Source organism: Nakamurella sp. UYEF19 (genome assembly GCF_040546275.1).
In the GTDB taxonomy this organism is placed as follows: domain Bacteria; phylum Actinomycetota; class Actinomycetes; order Mycobacteriales; family Nakamurellaceae; genus Nakamurella.
Genome location: NZ_JBEPNO010000015.1, coordinates 70,515 through 89,776, shown reverse-complemented (window position 1 = coordinate 89,776; position 19,262 = coordinate 70,515). Strand labels below are relative to the sequence as shown.

Annotated in this window: 22 protein-coding genes; 12 read left to right on the top strand and 10 right to left on the bottom strand. The window is 67.7% G+C overall.

The window, feature by feature from the left end; genetic code table 11:
* Positions 1–34: 34 nt before the first annotated feature.
* A complete protein-coding gene (locus tag ABIB25_RS19225) occupies positions 35–853 on the bottom strand; it encodes a class I SAM-dependent methyltransferase (protein WP_354530117.1) in 819 nt (272 codons plus the stop codon).
* Positions 854–1,055: 202 nt separating this feature from the next.
* Between ABIB25_RS19225 and rpe the strand changes: the two genes are divergently transcribed.
* The 6 genes from rpe to ABIB25_RS19195 all read left to right on the top strand — a co-directional run bounded on the left by rpe (position 1,056) and on the right by ABIB25_RS19195 (position 5,460).
* Positions 1,056–1,739, top strand: a complete 684-nt coding sequence (gene rpe / locus ABIB25_RS19220) for a ribulose-phosphate 3-epimerase (protein ID WP_354530116.1) — start codon at positions 1,056–1,058, stop codon at positions 1,737–1,739.
* A gap of 158 nt (positions 1,740–1,897) precedes the next feature.
* Positions 1,898–2,551, top strand: coding sequence for a riboflavin synthase (locus tag ABIB25_RS19215; RefSeq protein ID WP_354530115.1), 654 nt, complete (start codon positions 1,898–1,900; stop codon positions 2,549–2,551).
* Positions 2,548–3,819 carry a bifunctional 3,4-dihydroxy-2-butanone-4-phosphate synthase/GTP cyclohydrolase II gene (locus ABIB25_RS19210; RefSeq protein ID WP_354530114.1) on the top strand — a complete coding sequence of 424 codons (1,272 nt, stop codon included), beginning with the start codon at positions 2,548–2,550 and terminating at the stop codon, positions 3,817–3,819. Before ABIB25_RS19215 ends, ABIB25_RS19210 begins: the two co-directional genes overlap by 4 nt.
* A gap of 18 nt (positions 3,820–3,837) precedes the next feature.
* On the top strand, positions 3,838–4,338 hold the full coding sequence (gene ribH / locus ABIB25_RS19205; protein WP_354530113.1) for a 6,7-dimethyl-8-ribityllumazine synthase: 501 nt from the start codon (positions 3,838–3,840) through the stop codon (positions 4,336–4,338).
* A 61-nt stretch (positions 4,339–4,399) separates the two neighbouring features.
* Positions 4,400–4,993 (top strand): PH domain-containing protein, encoded by a 594-nt coding sequence (locus tag ABIB25_RS19200; protein WP_354530112.1) that lies wholly within the window; start codon positions 4,400–4,402, stop codon positions 4,991–4,993.
* A 251-nt stretch (positions 4,994–5,244) separates the two neighbouring features.
* Entirely contained in the window at positions 5,245–5,460 is a 216-nt protein-coding gene (locus tag ABIB25_RS19195; protein WP_354530111.1) for a hypothetical protein, read from the top strand.
* 26 nt (positions 5,461–5,486) lie between these two features.
* Here ABIB25_RS19195 and ABIB25_RS19190 read toward each other — a convergent pair whose 3' ends face one another.
* Positions 5,487–5,888, bottom strand: coding sequence for a DUF1844 domain-containing protein (locus ABIB25_RS19190; protein ID WP_502919856.1), 402 nt, complete (start codon positions 5,886–5,888; stop codon positions 5,487–5,489).
* Positions 5,889–6,250: 362 nt separating this feature from the next.
* Here ABIB25_RS19190 and infC point away from each other — a divergent pair, with 362 nt between their 5' ends.
* From infC to ABIB25_RS19165, 5 genes are all read left to right on the top strand, one after another.
* Positions 6,251–6,931 (top strand): translation initiation factor IF-3, encoded by a 681-nt coding sequence (infC, locus tag ABIB25_RS19185; protein ID WP_354530165.1) that lies wholly within the window; start codon positions 6,251–6,253, stop codon positions 6,929–6,931.
* A 160-nt stretch (positions 6,932–7,091) separates the two neighbouring features.
* Positions 7,092–7,286 (top strand): 50S ribosomal protein L35, encoded by a 195-nt coding sequence (gene rpmI / locus ABIB25_RS19180; protein WP_354530110.1) that lies wholly within the window; start codon positions 7,092–7,094, stop codon positions 7,284–7,286.
* A gap of 107 nt (positions 7,287–7,393) precedes the next feature.
* A complete protein-coding gene (rplT, locus tag ABIB25_RS19175) occupies positions 7,394–7,807 on the top strand; it encodes a 50S ribosomal protein L20 (RefSeq protein ID WP_354530109.1) in 414 nt (137 codons plus the stop codon).
* A 509-nt stretch (positions 7,808–8,316) separates the two neighbouring features.
* Positions 8,317–9,195, top strand: coding sequence for a TrmH family RNA methyltransferase (locus tag ABIB25_RS19170; RefSeq protein ID WP_354530164.1), 879 nt, complete (start codon positions 8,317–8,319; stop codon positions 9,193–9,195).
* 113 nt (positions 9,196–9,308) lie between these two features.
* The gene (locus ABIB25_RS19165) at positions 9,309–9,530 is read left to right on the top strand and encodes a hypothetical protein (RefSeq protein WP_354530108.1); all 222 of its coding nucleotides are present in this window, start codon (positions 9,309–9,311) and stop codon (positions 9,528–9,530) included.
* Positions 9,531–9,633: 103 nt separating this feature from the next.
* Here the strand turns inward: ABIB25_RS19165 and ABIB25_RS19160 are convergent, their stop codons facing one another.
* A complete protein-coding gene (locus ABIB25_RS19160; RefSeq protein WP_354530107.1) occupies positions 9,634–10,479 on the bottom strand; it encodes a hypothetical protein in 846 nt (281 codons plus the stop codon).
* Positions 10,480–10,563: 84 nt separating this feature from the next.
* Positions 10,564–11,541, bottom strand: coding sequence for a DMT family transporter (locus tag ABIB25_RS19155; protein WP_354530106.1), 978 nt, complete (start codon positions 11,539–11,541; stop codon positions 10,564–10,566).
* A gap of 85 nt (positions 11,542–11,626) precedes the next feature.
* Between ABIB25_RS19155 and ABIB25_RS19150 the strand changes: the two genes are divergently transcribed.
* Positions 11,627–12,532, top strand: coding sequence for a LysR family transcriptional regulator (locus ABIB25_RS19150; RefSeq protein WP_354530105.1), 906 nt, complete (start codon positions 11,627–11,629; stop codon positions 12,530–12,532).
* A gap of 79 nt (positions 12,533–12,611) precedes the next feature.
* Here ABIB25_RS19150 and ABIB25_RS19145 read toward each other — a convergent pair whose 3' ends face one another.
* The 6 genes from ABIB25_RS19145 to ABIB25_RS19120 all read right to left on the bottom strand — a co-directional run bounded on the left by ABIB25_RS19145 (position 12,612) and on the right by ABIB25_RS19120 (position 19,240).
* Entirely contained in the window at positions 12,612–13,238 is a 627-nt protein-coding gene (locus ABIB25_RS19145; RefSeq protein ID WP_354530104.1) for a hypothetical protein, read from the bottom strand.
* Positions 13,239–13,431: 193 nt separating this feature from the next.
* Positions 13,432–14,610: an aromatic ring-hydroxylating oxygenase subunit alpha gene (locus ABIB25_RS19140; protein ID WP_354530103.1), complete on the bottom strand. Its 1,179-nt coding sequence runs from the start codon at positions 14,608–14,610 to the stop codon at positions 13,432–13,434.
* Complete coding sequence (locus ABIB25_RS19135) at positions 14,610–15,554, bottom strand: sugar phosphate isomerase/epimerase family protein (protein WP_354530102.1); 945 nt, start codon at positions 15,552–15,554, stop codon at positions 14,610–14,612. The genes ABIB25_RS19140 and ABIB25_RS19135 overlap by 1 nt, the downstream gene beginning before the upstream one ends.
* Entirely contained in the window at positions 15,551–16,498 is a 948-nt protein-coding gene (gene speB / locus ABIB25_RS19130) for an agmatinase (RefSeq protein WP_354530101.1), read from the bottom strand. The genes ABIB25_RS19135 and speB overlap by 4 nt, the downstream gene beginning before the upstream one ends.
* Before the next feature lie 139 nt (positions 16,499–16,637).
* Positions 16,638–18,236 (bottom strand): 5-guanidino-2-oxopentanoate decarboxylase, encoded by a 1,599-nt coding sequence (locus tag ABIB25_RS19125; protein ID WP_354530100.1) that lies wholly within the window; start codon positions 18,234–18,236, stop codon positions 16,638–16,640.
* Entirely contained in the window at positions 18,233–19,240 is a 1,008-nt protein-coding gene (locus ABIB25_RS19120; protein WP_354530099.1) for a C-terminal binding protein, read from the bottom strand. Before ABIB25_RS19120 ends, ABIB25_RS19125 begins: the two co-directional genes overlap by 4 nt.
* Between the last annotated feature and the right edge of the window lie 22 nt (positions 19,241–19,262).

Below are 19,262 nucleotides of genomic sequence, written 5' to 3'. Positions count from 1 at the left end.
GCCCGCTGACGCAGGACGCAAGGCCCGGCGGACGTCAGGCCCGGCGGCCGAAGGTGTATCGCACGTCCTGCCAGAACACGATGCTGCCGTCAGGTTCGCGGAATCCTTCCAGCATCTCCGACGCGGCCGACTCGATGTCCGGGTGCTGCTCCACCGGCACCGCCTCCCACATGGCCCGCTGGCCGTGCGAACGGCTGAACCGCAGCCAGTGCTCAGGATCGGCGAGAACTGCTTTCACGGTGGCACTCTCGGTGCGCACCTGCGTCAACCCGGCGTCGGTGAACAGCGCCGCAACTCCCTGGTCCGACGCGAACGGACCGGCCTGCCCGCTGGTCCTGGCGTCCTTCATCCCCGGCGGCAGGAAGGGCGTGAACAGCTGGTCCAGCTCGATCCATCGCGGGTCGCGGCCGGCGAACGTGGCGATGCCGAGCCGCCCGCCAGTGGCCAGCAGGTCGGCCCACTTCTTCATCGCCGCAGCCGGATCCGACAGGAAGAACAACACCAGCGAGGACGCGATGACGTCGAACGTGGCGGCGTCCAGACCTGGATCTTGTGCATCCGCGATCCGCACTTCGGCCTGCGGCAGTCCGCTGAGGTCGGCCGCGGTGGCAGCCACCATCCGAGGAGCGAGATCGAAGCCAAGAGCCCGTCCGGCGGGGCCCACGGCGGTGGCCAACGGCAGCAGGGCGGCGCCCCGGCCGCACCCGATGTCCAGCGCGACCTCGCCCGGCTGCGGGTCCAGCCGGCTGATCAGTCCGCGCGCGATCGGCCCGAACCACTCGACCCCGACCGCGTCGTAGGTGTCCGCCACCCGGTTGAAGATGCCGGCAGCTCCGGCAGGATTCTCGGTCATCAGCGAAATATGGCAGAGCGGGCCGCCTTTGCCCAGGTCTGACGCCCACTTCCCCCTCGTCCGCCCCGCTACGTCCTGCAAAGTGCTCGTTATAGCGAGCACTTTGCAGGACGCAACGGGTGCTGGGTGACCTGCCCGGACGTGACCGACCACTCCCGCCGGACGGCCCGCGGGTGCCGGCAACGTGGCTAGGCTTTTGGATGTGGCCCTACTCATCGCACCGAGCATCCTGTCCGCGGATTTCGCCCACCTCGCCGACGAGGCGGCCGCGGTCGCCGGCGCGGACTGGCTGCACGTCGACGTCATGGACAACCACTTCGTGCCGAACCTGACGCTCGGCCTCCCCGTGGTGAAGTCCCTGCTCGAGGCCACCGACATCCCGCTCGACTGCCACCTGATGATCGACGATCCCGACCGCTGGGCCGTCGCCTACGCCGAGGCCGGCGCCTACAACGTCACCGTGCACGCGGAGGCCGTCGCCGATCCGGTGACGATGGCGGTCGAATTGCGCGCAGCCGGCGCCAAGGCCGGGTTGTCGCTCAAGCCGGGGACCGACCTGGAGGACTGGGTCGAGGTGCTGCCGCACTACGACACCCTGCTGATCATGACGGTGGAGCCCGGTTTCGGTGGCCAGTCGTTCATGCCGGAGATGATGGACAAGGTCTCCCGAGCACGCCGCATGGTCGAGACGGGCCACCTGAACGTCGTCGTGCAGGTCGACGGCGGCATCGACCTGGAGACCATCGAGCGCGCTGCCGAAGCCGGAGCAGACTGTTTTGTCGCCGGTTCCGGCGTCTACGGGATGACAGACCGGGCCGGCGCGGTCGCCGCGCTGCGGGCCAAGGCGAGCGCCCATGCGCGTCGCCCGCAACCCAGCTCGGCCTGATTCTGCGCCGTCATCCTTGGCATTCCCCGTCCCTGAGCTAGCCCGGACGGATCGAGCGGTTAGGGCCTCGACGACATCACCACCCCAGGTGGGGGAGTATGGAAGTGGGACGCCACAGCGTCCCGGGTTCGGCCAGGCAGCGGAATGGATGGCACCACATGTTCACCGGGATCGTCGAAGAACGCGGCGAGGTCGTCGCACTGGATCTTGCGCCGGACGGCGCCGACGCGCGCGTCACCGTACGCGGGCCCGTGGTGACGCAGGACGTCCACCACGGCGACTCGATCGCGGTCTCGGGCGTCTGCCTGACGGTGGTGGCCACGGCCGACGGCACCTTCACCGCCGACGTGATGGCCGAGACGCTGTTGCGCACCAGCGCCAAGGAGTGGGCGTCCGGACGTCCGGTCAACCTGGAGCGGTCCGTCATGGCCTCCACCCGCCTCGGTGGGCACGTCGTCCAGGGCCACATCGACGGCGTCGGAACGATTGTCGCCCGTATCCCGCACGAGGGCTACGACGAGTTCAGCATCTCGGTCAGCAAGGACCTGGCCCGCTACATCGCGAGCAAGGGCGCCATCGCGGTCGACGGAATCTCGCTGACCGTCATCGATGTCACCGACAACGACCACGGCGCCGTCTTCACCCTCGGGATCATCCCCGAGACCAGGGCAGCGACCACGCTCGGCAGCAGCGCACTGGGCGCTGCCGTCAACATCGAGGTCGACGTGATGGCCAAGTACGTGGAACGGCTGCTGACGTTCCGAGATGCGCAACCAGCAACCGACAACACAGCAAGTGGGGACCGGTCATGACGAGCACCACACAGACCTCGGCATCGGCGGCGCGGGTGAAGACCGGGGCCGGCTTCGACAGCATCGAGTTCGCTGTGTCGGAGATCGCTGCCGGGCACGCCATTGTCGTGGTCGACGACGAGGACCGGGAGAACGAGGGCGATCTGATCTTCGCCGCCGAGCTCGCCACCCCTGAACTCGTGGCCTTCACCGTCCGCCACTCCTCCGGGCTGATCTGCGTACCGATGACGGGCGAGGACTGCGACCGTCTCGGGCTGCCGCCGATGTACCACGTCAACCAGGACCGCAAAGGCACTGCCTACACCGTGTCGGTCGATGCCAAAGAGGGTGTGACTACGGGGATCTCGGCCACCGACCGGGCGTTCACGATGCGGGTGCTGGCCGATGCGTCGACCACCGAGAACGACCTGACCCGCCCCGGTCACGTGCTTCCGCTGCGATCCCGCGAGGGTGGGGTGCTGGTCCGTCCCGGTCACACCGAGGCGGCCGTCGATCTGTGCAACCTGGCCGGGCTGCGGCCGGTGTCCGGCATCTGCGAGGTCGTCAGTTCCTCCAGCGTCGGCGAGATGGCCCGCCTCCCGGAGCTGAAGGAGTTCGCTGCCGAACACGACCTCGCGCTGATCTCGATCGCCGACCTGGTCGCCTACCGGCGCGCCAGGGAGGTCCAGGTCACCAAGGTCGCCGACGCGCGACTTCCGTTGCCGCAGGGCGATTTTCGTGCCGTCGGGTACATGAGCAAGGTGACCGGGCGCGAGCTCATCGCCCTCGTCCACGGCGACATCGCCCGAGGTGACGACGTTCTCGTGCGGGTGCACTCGGAATGCCTGACCGGAGACGTTCTCGGGTCCCTGCGTTGCGACTGCGGGCCGCAGCTACATGCCGCGCTGGACGCCGTCGTCACGGAAGGTCGCGGGGTGGTCCTCTACATCCGCGGTCACGAGGGCCGCGGGATCGGGCTGCTCGACAAGCTCCGGGCGTACGAGTTGCAGGACGAGGGCGCCGACACCGTCGACGCGAATCTGGCCCTCGGGCTGCCGTCGGATTCCCGCGAATACGGCACCGGCGCACAGGTTCTCGCTGATCTGGGCATCAAGTCGATGCGCCTGCTGACCAACAACCCGGCCAAGCGTGCCGGCCTGGAAGGCTATGGCCTGCACATCCTGGGTCGCGTCCCGCTAGCGGTGTCGGTCAACCCGGAGAACATCAAGTACCTGACCACCAAGCGGGATCGCATGGGCCATGACATCGAGGAGCTCGGCCATGAGTGAGCATCGCCAGGATTCAATGTGAGCGGGGACGGCCGGCCCGAGCTGGTCATCCCGTCGGCCCCCGGTCTGCGGGTCGGCATCGTCTTGACCAGCTGGAACGCCGCAGTCACCGACGTGATGCTGGAGCGCGCGCTCGCGGTCTGCCAGCAGGCCGGCACCACCAAGCCGACCGTGGTGCGCGTGCCCGGTGCGATCGAGATCTCAGTGGTAGCACAGCAACTCGCTTCCGATCACGACGCCGTCATTGCCCTCGGTCTCGTCATCCGCGGTGGCACACCGCACTTCGAATACGTCTGCGATTCGGTCACCGCCGGTCTGACGAGAGTGGCGCTGGACTCCGGTGTACCCGTCGGGAACGGCGTGTTGACCTGCGACACGATGGAGCAGGCCCTGGCGCGCAGCGGTGCCCAAGGGTCCACCGAGGACAAGGGCGGCGAGGCGGCCGCCGCTGCCCTGGAAACCGCGATGGTGCTGCGCAAGCTCCGCGGTACCGGTGGCGGGATGGGATTCGGGCGATGAGAATGCAGGTAGGCGCATGCTCGCGGTGTGGGAGCCCCGCGCCGAGGGTAAGGACTGAGCGATGAGTACCGACGGCAAACCAACCACCAAGCCGCTGCTGACCGTGCGACCGCGCCGGATCGCGATCTACGCGAGCATCTCCGCGACCACGGTCGTGGTGACCATGCTCGTGGTCGGCATCCTGCTGCACAACACCAACGACGGCGTGTCCTTCGAGTGGTCCGACCAGCTGGGCCTGATCGGCCTCGGCGTGCTGATCGGCGTCGCCATCCTGATGATGGCCCGGCCGACCCTCAAGGTCTACGAGTCGGGTCTGCTGGTCCGCAACATCCTCGGCGAGAACTTCTACGAGTGGGCGCTGATCTACGGGGTGTCGTTCCCGCAGGGTGCTCAATGGGCACTTCTCCTGATGCCAGATGACGAGACCCACCCCGTGATGGCTATCCAGCTCCTCGACCGTGGCCGCGCCGTCGAGTCTCTGCAGGCCGTCCGCAAGCTGCACGCCCAGTACGGGCCGCCTCCGCCCAAGTCCACCGTTCCGGACGAGAAGGCCCTGCGTCTGCTCGAGGAGCAGGAGAACAACCGCCCGCTCGGTCGGCTCGAGATCATCGACCGCGTCAAGGCCGCCAAGAACCCCGAGCGCCCCAAGGCCTGACCCGCCGGGTCCGAGCCAGACTGCCGCGGCGCCACCGTGCCTCCACCGGTATGACTTACCCGCCTCGAACCGACGACCCGTATGACCCGCGCTGCACCGGTATGACGGCGGGGCGTCATACCGGTGCAGGCTGGCTCATACCGGTCAGCGAGCTTCGTGGGTCTCGTCATACCGGTCGTCCGGGTGGTCGGCAGCGGGCGGGCTGGGCGGGTGCCTTCGCGTAGGGTCGGGACAAGGGAAGAAGGACAAATATGACGCTCGACCTGATGACCCAACGTTTTCGTGTGATCGAAGACCTCTGGAAGGTCGGTTCAGCCGACGAGCAGGATGAATATCTCGACGAGCTACGGACGATGAGAGTCGAGCTGACCAAGGTCACCGGGCCCGACACCGACGGCGCAGTCTGGCTGCAGCGGACGGTGGACCGCCTGACCCGCAACATCTCCTCGGCCCAGGCCAAGCCCTGACCCTGGCGTGCAGCCCTGGTCTGGGCTCAGTGCACCGCCCGCCGGCCCAGGCTCTCGCCGGGACCCTTGCCGGGCTCGTCCGGAACGATCGAGTAATCGCGGAACGCACCCTGCAGCGCGGCCAGCCCTTCGCGGAACGCGGCGGCATGAGCACCCAGGTCGGGGAGCGAGACCTGCAGCAGCCCGGCCAGCGCGGTGATCAACGTGCGTGCTTCGTCGAGATCACGGTGTTCGGGGTTGTCCGGGTCGTCGGATGACAGACCGAGCTGCTCGGCGGCGGCGGACATCAGCATCACCGCAGCGCGGCTGATCACCTCCACCGCAGTGATGTCGATCAGATCCCGGTCGTCATGGTCGTGACCGTCAGAAGAGTCGTGACCGTCGAAAGAGTCGTGACCGTCGACGGAGTCGTGACCGTCCTGATCCAGGTCACCGTGCGAATGATCAGCGTGTTCGTGCAGCTCAGCAGCGGTGTCGTCAGAGGTGGGGTTGGTCGGTTCGGGCGTTGGTGGGGGAGTGCTCACACCGTGTAGACTGTCAGGCGCGACCAGCCCCTGTTTCACAGGGGCTCAAGTCCTGGCGAACACGGTCACGTGATTGCCAGGGCAACCTCAAGTGGAGCCCGACTCCCACCCGAGTTTGCCGCACTCGAGGTGAGTGCGAGCGGCCGGGTCCCGGTCCATCGATGCTGGCATCGATGGCGCACGCCCTCCCAGTGGGGGTGAGTTGACGGGTCGTTTCGGGCTCCGCGTGTTCCATCCGCGGGGCCCTTTTCGCATTTTGGAGAAGGCTGCGCGGGAAGCATCACTTCACACCCGCAGGTACCCAGGAGGATTCAATCAGCGTCGAGCCACGTATCAACGACAGGATTCGCGTTCCAGAAATTCGTCTCGTCGGGGCGGCCGGAGAACAGATCGGCATCGTCACCGTCACCGAGGCACTCCGTATGGCCCAGGAGCAGGACCTCGACCTCGTCGAGGTCGCGCCGGAAGCGCGTCCACCGGTCTGCAAGCTCATGGACTACGGCAAGTTCAAGTACGAAAGTGCGCAGAAGGCCCGCGAAGCCCGTCGTAATCAGGTCCTGACGGTCATCAAGGAAATGAAGCTCCGCCCGAAGATCGACTCGCACGACTACGAGACCAAGAAGGGTCACGTCGAGCGTTTCCTCAAGGCCGGGGACAAGGTCAAGGTCACCATCATGTTCCGGGGCCGCGAGCAGTCGCGTCCGGAGCTCGGCTTCCGCCTGCTGCAGCGGTTGTCGGCCGATGTGTCCGAGCTTGGATTCGTCGAGAGTGCGCCGAAGCAGGACGGCCGGAACATGATCATGGTTCTGGCCCCGCACAAGACGGTCAAGCCCAAGCCTGCCGCAACGCCCACCCCGGCCCCGGCCGGCGTGGCAGCCGAACCGGCTCCGGCCGGCGCGGCCGAATATCTGCACCAGAGCAACACACGTTCCACCAGCGCCACGTGAGCACCGACCGTCCTGGACGACGTCCAGGCAAGGCAGCCCACCGGCGCTGCAGATTGCTGCTCGTTGACCGAGATCCATCGGCTCGCAGGTGGCGCCAACGGCCTGTCAGAGCAGTCCGTATCAAGAAGACCAAGCAGTCGATACGAAGAAGAGGAATGTCATGCCCAAGATGAAGTCCCACTCCGGGATGAAGAAGCGGGTCAAGATCACCGGCACCGGCAAGCTCGTGCACCAGGGTTCCGGCAAGCGCCACAACCTGGAGAACAAGTCCACGAAGCGCATCCGGCAGATGGACAGCCACACCAGCATCGCCGCCGTCGACGTCCCGCGCATCAAGCGCATGCTCGGTATCTGAGCCTGCCTTCCCCCGGGCCCGCACCCCGCGGTCCTGATCCCGAATTTGTCCCCCGGCCCGAGAGCGCACTGCTCGAACGGTCACCGAAGTAGAAAGACAGGTGTCCCGTGGCACGCGTCAAAAGGGCAGTCAACGCCCACAAGAAGCGCCGCGTCATTCTCGAGCAGGCCAGCGGTTACCGCGGCCAGCGTTCGAGGCTGTACCGCAAGGCCAAAGAGCAGGTCCTGCACTCGCTCAACTACGCCTACAACGACCGTCGCAAGCGGAAGAACGATTTTCGCAAGCTCTGGATCGCTCGTATCAACGCTGCGGCGCGCGCCCACGGCATGACCTACAACCGCTTCATGCAGGGCCTCAAGCTGGCCGGCGTCGAGGTCGATCGCAAGGTCCTGGCCGAGTTGGCCGTCCATGACGATGCCGCCTTCGCCGCGCTGGTCGTGCTGGCCCGCGAGGCCGTGCCGTCGGTCGCCGACGACAACGCCGCTGCAGCCGACAGTGCCTCCGACGAGGACGCAGCCTGAGTCCCCGAGAAGATCCTCGCCGACGCCCCGCTCGCGATGCCGCCTCCAGCGGCACTCCGGCGGGGCGCTCGGCTGATGACGGTTCCTCGGAAGCGCCCTTCGCGCCCGCTCGCCGGGATGCCGCACCTCGCCGCGCCGCCGATCCCGTCCGGCGGGATGCGTCGTCCGACCGTCGTGACAGTGCAGCCACACGGGCTCGCCGTGACGGATCGACCGCACGTCGACCCGACATCCGTGGACGCCGTCCCGACCGGACCGCCTCCGGCGACCGCCGCGGTGCAGCCGGAGAACGCGGCGGCGACGCACCCGCCGACCGTCGGCCCGCCCGCAGTGAATCGCACGGCGAATCCCGCGACAGCCGGGGTGCTCACCGCATCCCGGACCCGACGGTGCAGGCCATCGACACCCCGCGCAGCCGCCGCGCCGAGCAGGCCGCGGCCGACCGCCAGCGGACCGCCCCCGGTAACTCCGCTGCGCGGACCGATGCGACTGCGGAGTTCGAGGAGGGCGTGCTCACCGAGCGCTCCACCAGGATCGCGGCCGCGCATCGACTGCTGCGCAAGCCGCGTCGCGCTGAGGCCGGGGAGTTCCTGGCCGAGGGTTCGCAGGCCGTTGCCGAAGCCGTCGCGGTCGAACTGCGCGAGCCCGGCACGGTCAAGGAGCTGTACATCACCAAGGACGCCGGCGCCCGCAACGTCGAGTTGGTCCGCGCTGCGTTCGCCGCCCGGATCGAGGTCACCCAGGTCACCGACCGGGCCGCGGCGGCGCTGTCGGACACCGTCTCTCCCCAAGGCATCGTGGCCCGCTGCGCCATTTCGCTGACGGACGTCGCGGACGTCATCTCCGCCGATCCCCGACTGATCGCGGTCCTGGTCGAGACCAATGATCCCGGCAACGCGGGCACGATCATCCGGCTCGCCGACGCCGCCGGAGCGGACGCCGTCATCTTCGCCGGCGAATCCGTCGACCCGTTCAACCCGAAGGCCGTTCGCGCGTCCACCGGCAGCCTGTTCCACCTCCCGGTCGCGCGCGCGGCCGACGTTGGACTGTTGTTGATGGAGCTTGCCGAAGCCGGGATGTCGGTGCTCGCCACCACGGGAGCCGCCGCGCACACCGACCTCGACACCGCCACCGACGACGGCATCCTCGACCTCCCGACGGCCTGGCTGTTCGGGTCCGAGGCCCATGGTTTGCCGGCGGAAGTCATTGCGGCAGCAGATGAATCGATCAGCGTCCCGATCTATGGGGCAGCCGAATCGCTGAATCTGGCGACCGCGGCGGCGATCTGTCTGTACGCAAGCGCAAGGGCGCATCGAGCCGAGCGAACGGATCCATCTGCAGGAATCGCCGCGGACGACATTCCTGACGCAGTCGAAACACCGATGTAGGCCTTCTTCCGGGCCGGGCCGACTGCCCATGGCAGTCGGCGCGCCCGGCGCACACCCCGCCGCGCACCGACAAGCACGGCGTCTGGATCAACTCTCAGATCGCGACCGCGCCGGTGCTGACCGCCTGCGCCAAGGAGCCCGGTGCCAACGTCGGCCGCTACTGCCTGATCACCTCGTGGGAGTCCGGCCCCGAGCTCGGTTCCTCCATCGAGAAGTACCACGGCGTCGACCAGACCGAGTCGGACCCGGTAGATCGGGCCGTCATCGACGCTGCTCAGGTGACGGTCAACCGTCGTCACGAGGAGCGCGCTGCCGCCCTTGCCGCCCGCAAGTAGGCCGACGTCGAGGTCCTCTCCGAGGCCTGAGTTCCGCCATATCTCCGAACGGAGCCGTCTCCCTTCCTCGGAGGCGGCCCCGTTCTGGCTGTGGAGGTAGCTGTCAACAGGTGACATTCAGGAAGAAGTCATAGTTGGTCGGGTTCTCCAGGTGGGTGGTTGAGTCCAGGTACCAGACGTAGACGGTGATGACGTTCGGGGTGTTGGAGCTGGACAAACCCACGGATGCGTAGCGGTAGAGGTTGAAGGTGCTGACGTTGGGCGAACACTCCCTGGCCGGGCGGTCCAGGGTGACGTAGTAGATACCGGTGCCGGGGTGACTGACGGAAACCACCCGCGGGGTGCTGCTCAGCAGCGAGCCATCGGAAGCGACCAGGGCCTGGACCTGTGGGATGTAGTAGCCCTGGACGTCGATGATCATCTGGGTCGGGCCGTTGAAGTTGTAGATGGTCAGCGATTGACCGACGCCGGCCTTGAGCGGCAGTGTCACTCCCGATCCGATGGTGATGCCGGCCGGGTAGTTCAGGACCGAGGAGTTCGGCGCGGTTGTCCCAGCTGGGTAGGCCTTGAAGTAGCCCAGGTGGACGGGGGTGACGGCGGTGATCACCGCGGCGACAGCGGTGGCGCCGACGGGGACGCCACAGCCGCCGGACTTGCCACCCTGCGGCGCGAAGCCGGTGGTGCCGCCGACGAAGTACGTCCTGGTGGTCCCGTTGCCGAGCGATCCGCCGGCGAGCCGGGTGTCGACGATCCTGCAGGGCGCCACCGGTTTGAACAGCGACTCAGGGTTGGTCTGCGGTGTGAAGGCGGCCGGCTGGACGGGACTCTGGATGGTGGGTGCCGCCTGCTGGGGGGACGCGGCGCCCGCGGACGAGGAGGCGCTGAGGCCGACCACCAAGGCGGTCGTGACCGCCGTCGCGGTGATGACGATCTGGGTCCATTTCTTCATGCTGACCTCCGTGGGCTGCACAGGACTTCCGTCTCTGCAGTCGGTTCGGGCCCGGATCAGTGTCGGATGCTGATCAACGACGGGTCACCGACGCAATGAGTCGCACCCGTCCCGGTCTGATACGTCCTCGGTCCTCGAATTTCTGGCCGGGCTGCGCCGCCGAAGCTGCAACAGCACCACCGACGCGAGAACGGCGACGCCACCAGCGATCTGCCAGAGCGACAGGTGCTCGCCGTAGACGAGCACCGAGGACACCGCCGTCACGACGGGTTCGACGCACGACAGGATGGCGGCGGCCGACGGTCCGACCCGGCGAAGCCCGGCCAGGAAGGTGATGATCGAGACGACCGTCGAGATGACGGCGAACGCCAGCATCCAGAGCCAACCGATCGGCTTGGTCGGCAGTTGCCAGGAGTCGGTGGCGACGACGAAGGTCCCGAGGCTGGCGGCCGCCGCGCTGCAGATGATCGCGGCGCTCAACACCGGGTCGAGGGTCTCCGGAAATGTCGCGGCGATGGTGATGTAGATCGCGTAGATGACGGCGCAGCTCAGAGCCATCAGAACCCCGAGCGCGGACCAGCTCCCACCTCCGCCGCCCTGCAGCAGCAGCACCAGTCCGAGACTGGTCGCGCCGAGCGCGAGAACCTTTCGCAGCCCAAGGCTTTCGCGCCGGAGCACCAGGGCCATCAGGAAGACGAGGGCGGGATAGACGTAGACCAGTTGGGCGACTACCCCGGCGCCCAGCATCGTGAGCGCCCCGAAGTAGGTGGCCGATTGCAAGGCATAACCGATGGCGCCGAGGGCGACGCACAGCAGTACGGCGCGTCGGGAGGGGCGGGGTGGTCGGCGGATCGCGACCACGGTCCACAGCAGGACCGAGGCCACCACGAAGCGGACGGTGAGCAACGACGACACGGACCACCCGGCGGCAAACGATTCCTTGGCGAACACGGCGGCAGCGCCGAAGGCCGCCCCGGACACCAGGCACAGCAGGACGCCGGTGCGGGGGAGTTGTTTCACCGCAGGGGTCGTCGACCCGGTGGTGGCGAGAGAGGAGGGCACCTGCCCAACCTAGGAGATGCAGACGTATCGGGGTAGCCTGGGTTTCCTTCACCATCCATAGGAAAATCCGAGGAGATGGGGTCCGATGTTCACCCTGCACCAGTTGCGCTGTTTCGTCTCCGTCTTCGATGACGGTTCGTTCACCGCAGCGGCGCTGTCGCTCGGCATGGCCCAACCCTCGATCTCCGAGCAGGTGCGGCTGTTGGAACGGGGTCTTGGCACCGTCCTGTTCCGGCGGGTCGGCCGGGGACTGGTGCCCACCGAGGCGGCCGAGGTGTTGCGGGTGCACGCGCAGCAGACCTTGAATGCGGCCGTGGCCGCGGTCGGCGCGGTCGCCTCGATCAGGGAGGTGACGTCTGGCACCATCCGGTTCGGCGTGTTCGGCACCTCGCGGCTCTATTTCGACGCCGATCTGGTGGCGGATGTGCTGGAACGGTATCCGGACGTGCGGATCGAACTCATCGGCCAGAACTCGACGGATGTGCACGAAGAGTTGCGCCGCGGCCGGTTGGACGCGGCGATCATCACGCTGCCGGTAGCCGACGCCGGGCTGGCCGTCACGCCGATCATGCGAGACGAGGTGGTCTACGTCAGTGCGGTCCCGGAGCGGGTGCAGCGCCCCGTCACCGCAACGGTTCTCGCGGCTGCGCCGTTGGTGCTGTCCGAGGCGAGCTGGGGAAACAACGATTCTACCCGTCGGCAACTTGCGCGAGCCGTCCAATCCGTGGGCGGCACGCTGACACCGGTGGTCGAGGTGGAGGACATCGAGACCGCGCTCGAGATCGCCGCGACCGGCCGCGCCGATGCGGTGACGGCAAGGGGCCTGCTCAGCCGTATGGGGCAACGCCTTTCGCCGAATCTGAAGTGGGTATCGATGCGGCCCAGGATCTTCGACGAATTCGCGATCGTCGTCCGTAGGGATATACCGTTGTCCAAGGCCAGTCAGGTCGTCATCGAGCGGGCCATCGCCAGGATGCAGTCCATTCGGTAGTGCAGTCGTCCGGTGTCGCGCACTGTTGTGGCAGCGAAGGTTGTGGTGGCAGCACGGCTGTGGTGCAGCGAAAGACAGCTCACTTCAGCGCGGCGACCATCGCCTTCGCAATCGCGGTCGGCACCGAGTAGTCATCGTTCTTCAGTGCATCTTCCGGTCCGCCCACCTTGATCTCGACACTTCCGCGCAGTACCTCCACCCCGAGCGCGTCGGTGAATGCCTGGTCACCTACCCCGCCGACCGTCTTGAGATCAGCTGCGGCCTTCTTCTCGTCGGCGAACTCCCTCGCGGTGGCCGAGGTGATCACGAAAAGCTGGATGGGATCGACCTCGCCAGCGACGTTGACATCGCAGGTGGAGCTGATGGCGTCGGAGCTGTCCAATGTCAGCGTGGTGGGCTTGCCTACCGCTGCGCCGGCAGCAGCCGCCGTCAGGTCGGTGCACTTCCCGGTAGTCGGTGATCCGCCGGCCGCGGAGGGAGTGCGCACACCCTCCGCCGTGGCGCCGGTTGCCGGAGCGCTCGACGGTAGAGCGTTGGACGGTAGCGCGGCCGGCGCGCTGGCAGCCGTACTCGCCGAAGAGGACGTGGTGGCGGCAACGGCGGTCGCGGTGGTCGTGCCGGAGTTGCAGCCACTCAGGATGATTGCGCACGAAGCGATCGAGATGAATTCGAGTGTCTGCCGGACCGGATGTTTCGGGTGCCTCATGGTGGTGACTCCCTTCCTCGTCGCCGCGGGATGCGGCTCCGACGAGGCTGACTCAACTCACGACCCGTAACACCTGGGTAACGGCACACCGCGCGAGTCCGGGTCCATGTCCCGATCGCCGTGGCGATCGTCATCGGCGCACGGGCGTCCGAGACAGTGGCACGTCATGCGAAGCGTTGTCGCGCATCGACACTCACTGGGGATAGCCCGCACGATCTCGGACCAGCGACTGGAAGTGGGCGGTGATCTGATCCCACCAGGACAGCAACGTGGTGCGGTCGGCGCCGGGAGAGTGCCTGCCCGCCTGCAGCTTTCGGAGGATGGGGAGATCCTGCTCGTTCACCTCGTAGAGCACCTCGCACAGACTCTTGATCGCGGTGCTGAAGTCCTCGGAGTCGGCGGAGGAGTCGACGAAGATCGCCATGTGCTCGAGAGTGTGGTCCGGCGCCAGCGGTTCGAAGCCGATCACCTGGAACCAGTCCGACTCCAGGAACAAGAGCGCGTTGGGGAAGACGCAGAAGATGTCCTGACTTTCCAGCCGATCGGCGGGGACGTCACCGAGCCAGGGCAGCTGGTCGGCGCTCTTCTTCGCCTTGCCGGCCGCGCCGCGCGGGTAGCAGCCGCCGATGATCTCCGGTGCGACCAGGACGTCGTCGACGTCGAGCGAGGCCGAGACCGGTCCGACCTGCGGGTGGATGAACGGCAGGTGGTAGAAATCGAGGAAGTTCTCGACGATCAGTTTCCAGTTGGCCCGGATGTCGAACTTACGTTCCTGGGCCAGCGTCAGTCTGTTCAGATCGATGTGCTGCCAGCGCTTCTGCAATGGAGCGAGCAGTTCGGCCAGGGGCCGTGGATCCGGGCTGAGGTTGACGAACACCATGCCGGCCCAGGTCGCGCTGGCCACCGGCAGGAGGCCCAGGCCGGCCACAAACTCCTGGTCGGGGGCCGTGCGCTTCTCGCGCCTGAAGAACGGTGCTGCGGCTAGTGTTCCGTCGAGGTGGTAGGACCAGCAGTGGTACGCACACTGGATCCTCCTGGTCACCTGGATCTTCTCCTCGGTGAGCACCATTCCCCGATGACGACAGGAATTGTGGAAGACGCGAAGTTCGCCGTCATCGCCGCGGACGATCAGCAGCGGCCGGCCGGCAACGGTCACCGGGATGACGTCGCCGCCGACGGGAGCCCAGTGCTCGTACCCGGCCCACACCCAACCGGAGGCGAAGATGGCCTCCTGTTCCTGGTCGAACTCGGCCTGGCCGGTGTAGGCCCGGCCGGGGAGAATGGAGCGGCCCTGGGGTCTTTCGGACAACGGGCCCGCGACGATCTGATTGCCGGCGGCTGTGCTGGAGGCTGGGGCGCTCTGGACGGTCATCAGCTGCTCCTCGCGGGCTGTGCGGTCTGTGCAGTCGCTGGGGTCGGGTCGGTCGGGGCGGCACCGTCGGACATGGTCATGGCGTCGGCGAAAGCCGTTGCGGCCCAGTCGCAGAGCAGCAGGGCCTCGGCCCAGCGGTCGGAGAGTTCGAGGCCGTCGGCACCGGTGATGGCGTAGGGCGTGGTCCCGAGCTCGGTGCAGAACATGATGTCCGCCTGCGGTTCCCGGTCCAGGATCGTTCGGAAACCCTGGACCCACCAGCCCCGGAATCGCTCGACCCAGCCCTGGTGGGCCGGGAACGTCAACGGCAACTGGACCTGTCCGCGGTTGGCGATACGGCCCTGAAGCGATCCGGCCCGCGCCAGGAGAAGGCTGATCAGGTTCTCGATCTCGTCGGTCGCCTTGTCGGGTAGCTCGCAGCCGCAGACGTGGTGGGACAGGTCGATGGCCAGATCGACGGCAGGGTCGAGGTTCGCCAGGATGCGAGTCGTCATCCGCAGGTCGTTGGTCATGGTGCCGCGGTGCGTTTCGAGTTGCAGGCGCACACCGGCCCGCTCCGCGATGCCGTACCACTGATTGATGATCCGGGCCTGCGCCAACGGATCCGGGTCGAAGACCTCGGCGCAGACCACCATGTCGGGAGCACCGATCTGCTCGGCATACCGCAGCGCGGAGTCGAGTCCGGTGGCGTCGCGGACGAAGGCGAAGACGGCGGTCCGCAGGCCGGCGGCCGCGGCCAGCGGTCCGACGTCTGCCGCTGCCGGAGCCTGACGTGCCCCGAGATCAACGGCCAGGCCGGCGAATCCGCCACCGGCGATCATGTCGACCCGTTCCGCCAAGGTCCACTGGGATTCACCACGGTAGGGCAGATCCTCCATGGCCCAGAGGGATTGGAAGAGACTGAGGGTCGGAGTGGCCGTCTGGAGGCCGGGGTCGAACGTCATGCGCCGACCTCGGGAGTCTTCTTGCGGGCCAGCAGCGACAGCAGTTCGTAGCTGACGTGCGCTGCCGCGATGGCGGTGATCTGGGCGTGGTCGTAGGCCGGGGCCACCTCGACGACGTCCGCGCCGATCAGGTTGAGGCCATGCAGCCCTCGCAGCAGTTCGAGCAGTTCGCGGCTGGTCAGGCCACCCGCTTCGGGGGTGCCGGTGCCCGGCGCGTGGGCCGGATCGAGTACGTCGATGTCGATCGAGACGTACAGCGGGCGGTCGCCGATGCGTTCGCGGAGCGCCGACGCGACCTCGTCCACACCGCGACGGCCGACAGCGGACGACGTGACGATGCCGAAACCCAGGCGGGCGTCGTCGGTGAGATCCTGCGCGGAGTAGAGCGGGCCGCGCGTACCGACGTGCGAGAGTGCCTCCAGGTCGAGGAGATCCTCCTCGACCGCCCGGCGGAACGGGGTGCCGTGGGTGTAGTCGGCACCGAAGTAGCTGTCCCAGGTATCGAGGTGGGCATCGAAGTGCAGCACCGCGACCTGGCCGAACCTGCGGTGGGCCGCCCGCAGCATCGGCAGCGCGATGGTGTGGTCGCCGCCGATCACCAGCGGGGTGATCCCGGCGTCGAAGAGTTCGGTGACGGACAGGTCGATGGTGTCCACGGCCTCGCCGATGTCGAACGGGTTGACCGCCAGGTCACCGGCGTCCACCACCTGCTTCTGCTGGAACGGAGACACCTCCTGTGCCGGGTTGTAAGGCCGCAGCAGCCGGGAGGCCTCCCGGACGTGGCTCGGCCCGAACCGGGCACCGGGGCGGTAGGACACCCCGCTGTCGAAGGGGATGCCGAGGATGGCGATGTCCGGCGCCGGAACATCCTGCAGGCGAGGGAGTCTCGCGAACGTGGCGATGCCGGCGTACCGCGGGATCAACGAGGCGTCGATGGGTCCCACCCTGCCGTCGACGCCGACGCGGGGAACCTGCGGACCGTCCGAGAATGCCGACGTGGTGCTCGCCTCCTTCGTTCGTCCGGCCGTGGTGACCGGATCATGCTGGTAGGTTGATCTCTCGCCGTCGGGGCCTGTGCGTAGGTCAATGCGGTCGGGTCGCGGGCGACCCGGGTTCGGTGGCGACGACGACGCTGACGCCTTGCCGTGTTGCCGCGACACCCAGTTCATCGGCAAAGATCTCCGGGGTGTCGACTCTGGTTGCAGCTGCGCCGAAGCCACGGGCGATGGCGACCAGGTCGTGGGCGGAGGTCTCGGTGCCGATCCGCGGTGCCGCGGCCCGGTCGAACGAGTCCCGGATCTCCCCGTACCCGGCGTTGTCCCAGATGACGAGGGTCAGTTGGCCGCCGGTGTCCACCGCGGTGGCCAACTCGGGCAGGGTGAAGAGCACGCCGCCGTCACCCGCGACGGCAACCACCGGTGCCTCCTGCCGGCCGATCCTGGCGCCGACGGCCATCGGTAGCGCCGGACCGAGGGTGCCCAGCCCATAGGAGGCGATCCAGTTGCCCGGGTGTCCTCCGGGGAGACGGTGCAGAGCACTGTAGGCCAGCTGGGTCGAGTCCAGCACGGTCACGGTATCGTCGGTCAACACGGAGCCCAAGGCGTCCAGCCACGGTCCGTGCTGCTCCGTCTGGTCCGAGAACGTCACGGCGGCAACGGTCTTCCGCGTTCGTTCGGCGCCGCCCCTAGCCTGCGGATGTGCCGGCAACACCAGCAGCAGAGCTTCGATCGTCAGCGCAGCATCAGCGGCGATCCCGATGGTGGCCTTCACCAGGCCGTCCAACTGACCGCGGTCGATGTCCACCCGGATCAAGGTTCCGGGAATTTTCAGCTCGGCGCCGGTGTAGATGCGGTCCACGTCGGAGAACTCCGTGCCGATGGCCAGCACAACATCGGCCCGCTCGATCAGGTCGAGCACTGGCGAGAAGGGCAGCAGGGTCCCGACGGACAGGGGATGATCGGCCGGGATCAGCCCCTTCGCGTTGCCGGTGGTCACTACCGGCGCGTCGAGACGTTCGGCGAGCAGCCGGATTCCGTCGGGGGCGCCAAGCGCCCCACCACCGGCGAGGATGACCGGCCGCACGGCCGCCCGCAGCGCCTGCGCGGCTGAGGTCACCGCCGTCTGGTCGGGTTCGGTCGGCGTGGCCTCGAGCCGCACCGGTTTGATCGGGCCGACCTCAGCGGACAGCAGATCCACGGGCACCGCCAGATGGACGGGACGCGGACGGCCGACCGCCCACGACTGCCAGGCCTGCGCGATCAGCTCGGCGAACCGGTCCGGATCGCTGACCGTCTCCGAGATCGAGGTGATGGGAACGGTCATCGCCGTCTGGTCACCGACGTCGTGCAGTGGCCCCCGCCCACGCCCGAGGTCCCCGGACGCGGTGGTGGCCGCCAGGACGAGCATCGGGATGGAGTCGTGCCAGGCCTGGGCGATCGGCGTCATCGCGTTCAGCACACCGGGTCCGGTGACGAACAGGCAGACCCCGGGCTTGCCGGTCACCCGGGTGTAGCCATCGGCCATGAAGGCGCCACCCTGCTCGTGGCGGGGGACGACGGAATGTAACCGGCGGCTGTGGACACCGCGGTAGAACTCGATGGTATGCACACCCGGAATGCCGAAAACGGTGTCCACGTCGTAGGAATTGGCGATCAGGTCGATGATCGCCTCGCCGAACTTCATGCGGTACTCCTCCCCGCTGCGGGGGCATTGACCGGCGTCAGCGGGCGGCCGGTCTGCAGCCAGGACACCACGTTCGCTGCCTGGTGGTCGATGTACGCGCGCACGGTCACGTCCGACAGGTAGCCGATGTGCGGGGTCAGGATGACGTTGGGAAGGCCCAGCAGCGGATGGTCCGCGGGTGGCGGTTCGACGTCCAGCACGTCGAGGGCGGCGCCGGCCAGGTGACCCGCGCACAGCGACGCGGCGAGAGCGGTGGAGTCGACCAGGCCCCCGCGTGACACATTGACCAGGTACGACCCGAACTTGAGACGACTCAACAGGTCTGCATTCACCAGATGACGGGTCTCGTCGGTCAGCGGCACGTGCAGCGACAGGATGTCCGCGGTGGCCACGACGTCGTCGAGTGCGGCCGGCTGGACACCAGCGGGCCAGCTCCCATCGCACACGAACGGGTCGTGGGCGATGATCGATCCGACCTGCCCGGCCGCCATCGCGGCAAAGGCGGTCCCGATCCGGCCGAGACCGATCAGCCCCACCGTCAGGTCGGAGAGCCTGCGGGGCAGCCGATCCGGGCGAGCCAGCCAGCCGGCGTCTGCTCCGTCCGGGGTGGTCGTCTGTGCGCCGGTCTGGAAGAACGGCAGGCAACGGACCAGCGACAACGTCAGCGCCCAGGCGTGGGTCGCCACCTCCGCGGTGGCGACATCGGTGATGTTTGCGACCCAGATCCCGCGCTGCGTGGCAGCCGGGACATCGATGCCGTCGCTACCCATCGACAGCAGCGAGATCACCCGCAGAACCGGCATCGCCTCGAGCATGGCCGCAGTGACCGGCGCATAGCCGACGAGCAGAGCGGTTGCCCCCGCGGCGGCGGCGAGGATGACGTCGGGATCGCGGGTTTCGAGCACCACGACGTCCAACCCCGCTGCCATCAACGTCTCCACGCCCGGCGCCGCGTCGAGATCGTCGACGTCGGTGTAGACGGCCAGCGGACGTGCCGGTGTCATGTCGAGCTCCATTCGTCGTCGT

Bases quoted from the DNA above. Each gene is read 5' to 3' on its own strand.
- ABIB25_RS19225 (WP_354530117.1), bottom strand. From the start codon at position 853: ATGACCGAGAATCCTGCCGGAGCTGCCGGCATCTTCAACCGGGTGGCG.
- ABIB25_RS19215 (WP_354530115.1), top strand. From the start codon at position 1,898: ATGTTCACCGGGATCGTCGAAGAACGCGGCGAGGTCGTCGCACTGGAT.
- ABIB25_RS19210 (WP_354530114.1), top strand. From the start codon at position 2,548: ATGACGAGCACCACACAGACCTCGGCATCGGCGGCGCGGGTGAAGACC.
- ABIB25_RS19200 (WP_354530112.1), top strand. From the start codon at position 4,400: ATGAGTACCGACGGCAAACCAACCACCAAGCCGCTGCTGACCGTGCGA.
- ABIB25_RS19195 (WP_354530111.1), top strand. From the start codon at position 5,245: ATGACGCTCGACCTGATGACCCAACGTTTTCGTGTGATCGAAGACCTC.
- rpmI (WP_354530110.1), top strand. From the start codon at position 7,092: ATGCCCAAGATGAAGTCCCACTCCGGGATGAAGAAGCGGGTCAAGATC.
- ABIB25_RS19160 (WP_354530107.1), bottom strand. From the start codon at position 10,479: ATGAAGAAATGGACCCAGATCGTCATCACCGCGACGGCGGTCACGACC.
- ABIB25_RS19150 (WP_354530105.1), top strand. From the start codon at position 11,627: ATGTTCACCCTGCACCAGTTGCGCTGTTTCGTCTCCGTCTTCGATGAC.
- ABIB25_RS19145 (WP_354530104.1), bottom strand. From the start codon at position 13,238: ATGAGGCACCCGAAACATCCGGTCCGGCAGACACTCGAATTCATCTCG.
- ABIB25_RS19140 (WP_354530103.1), bottom strand. From the start codon at position 14,610: ATGACCGTCCAGAGCGCCCCAGCCTCCAGCACAGCCGCCGGCAATCAG.
- ABIB25_RS19135 (WP_354530102.1), bottom strand. From the start codon at position 15,554: ATGACGTTCGACCCCGGCCTCCAGACGGCCACTCCGACCCTCAGTCTC.
- ABIB25_RS19125 (WP_354530100.1), bottom strand. From the start codon at position 18,236: ATGAAGTTCGGCGAGGCGATCATCGACCTGATCGCCAATTCCTACGAC.
- ABIB25_RS19120 (WP_354530099.1), bottom strand. From the start codon at position 19,240: ATGACACCGGCACGTCCGCTGGCCGTCTACACCGACGTCGACGATCTC.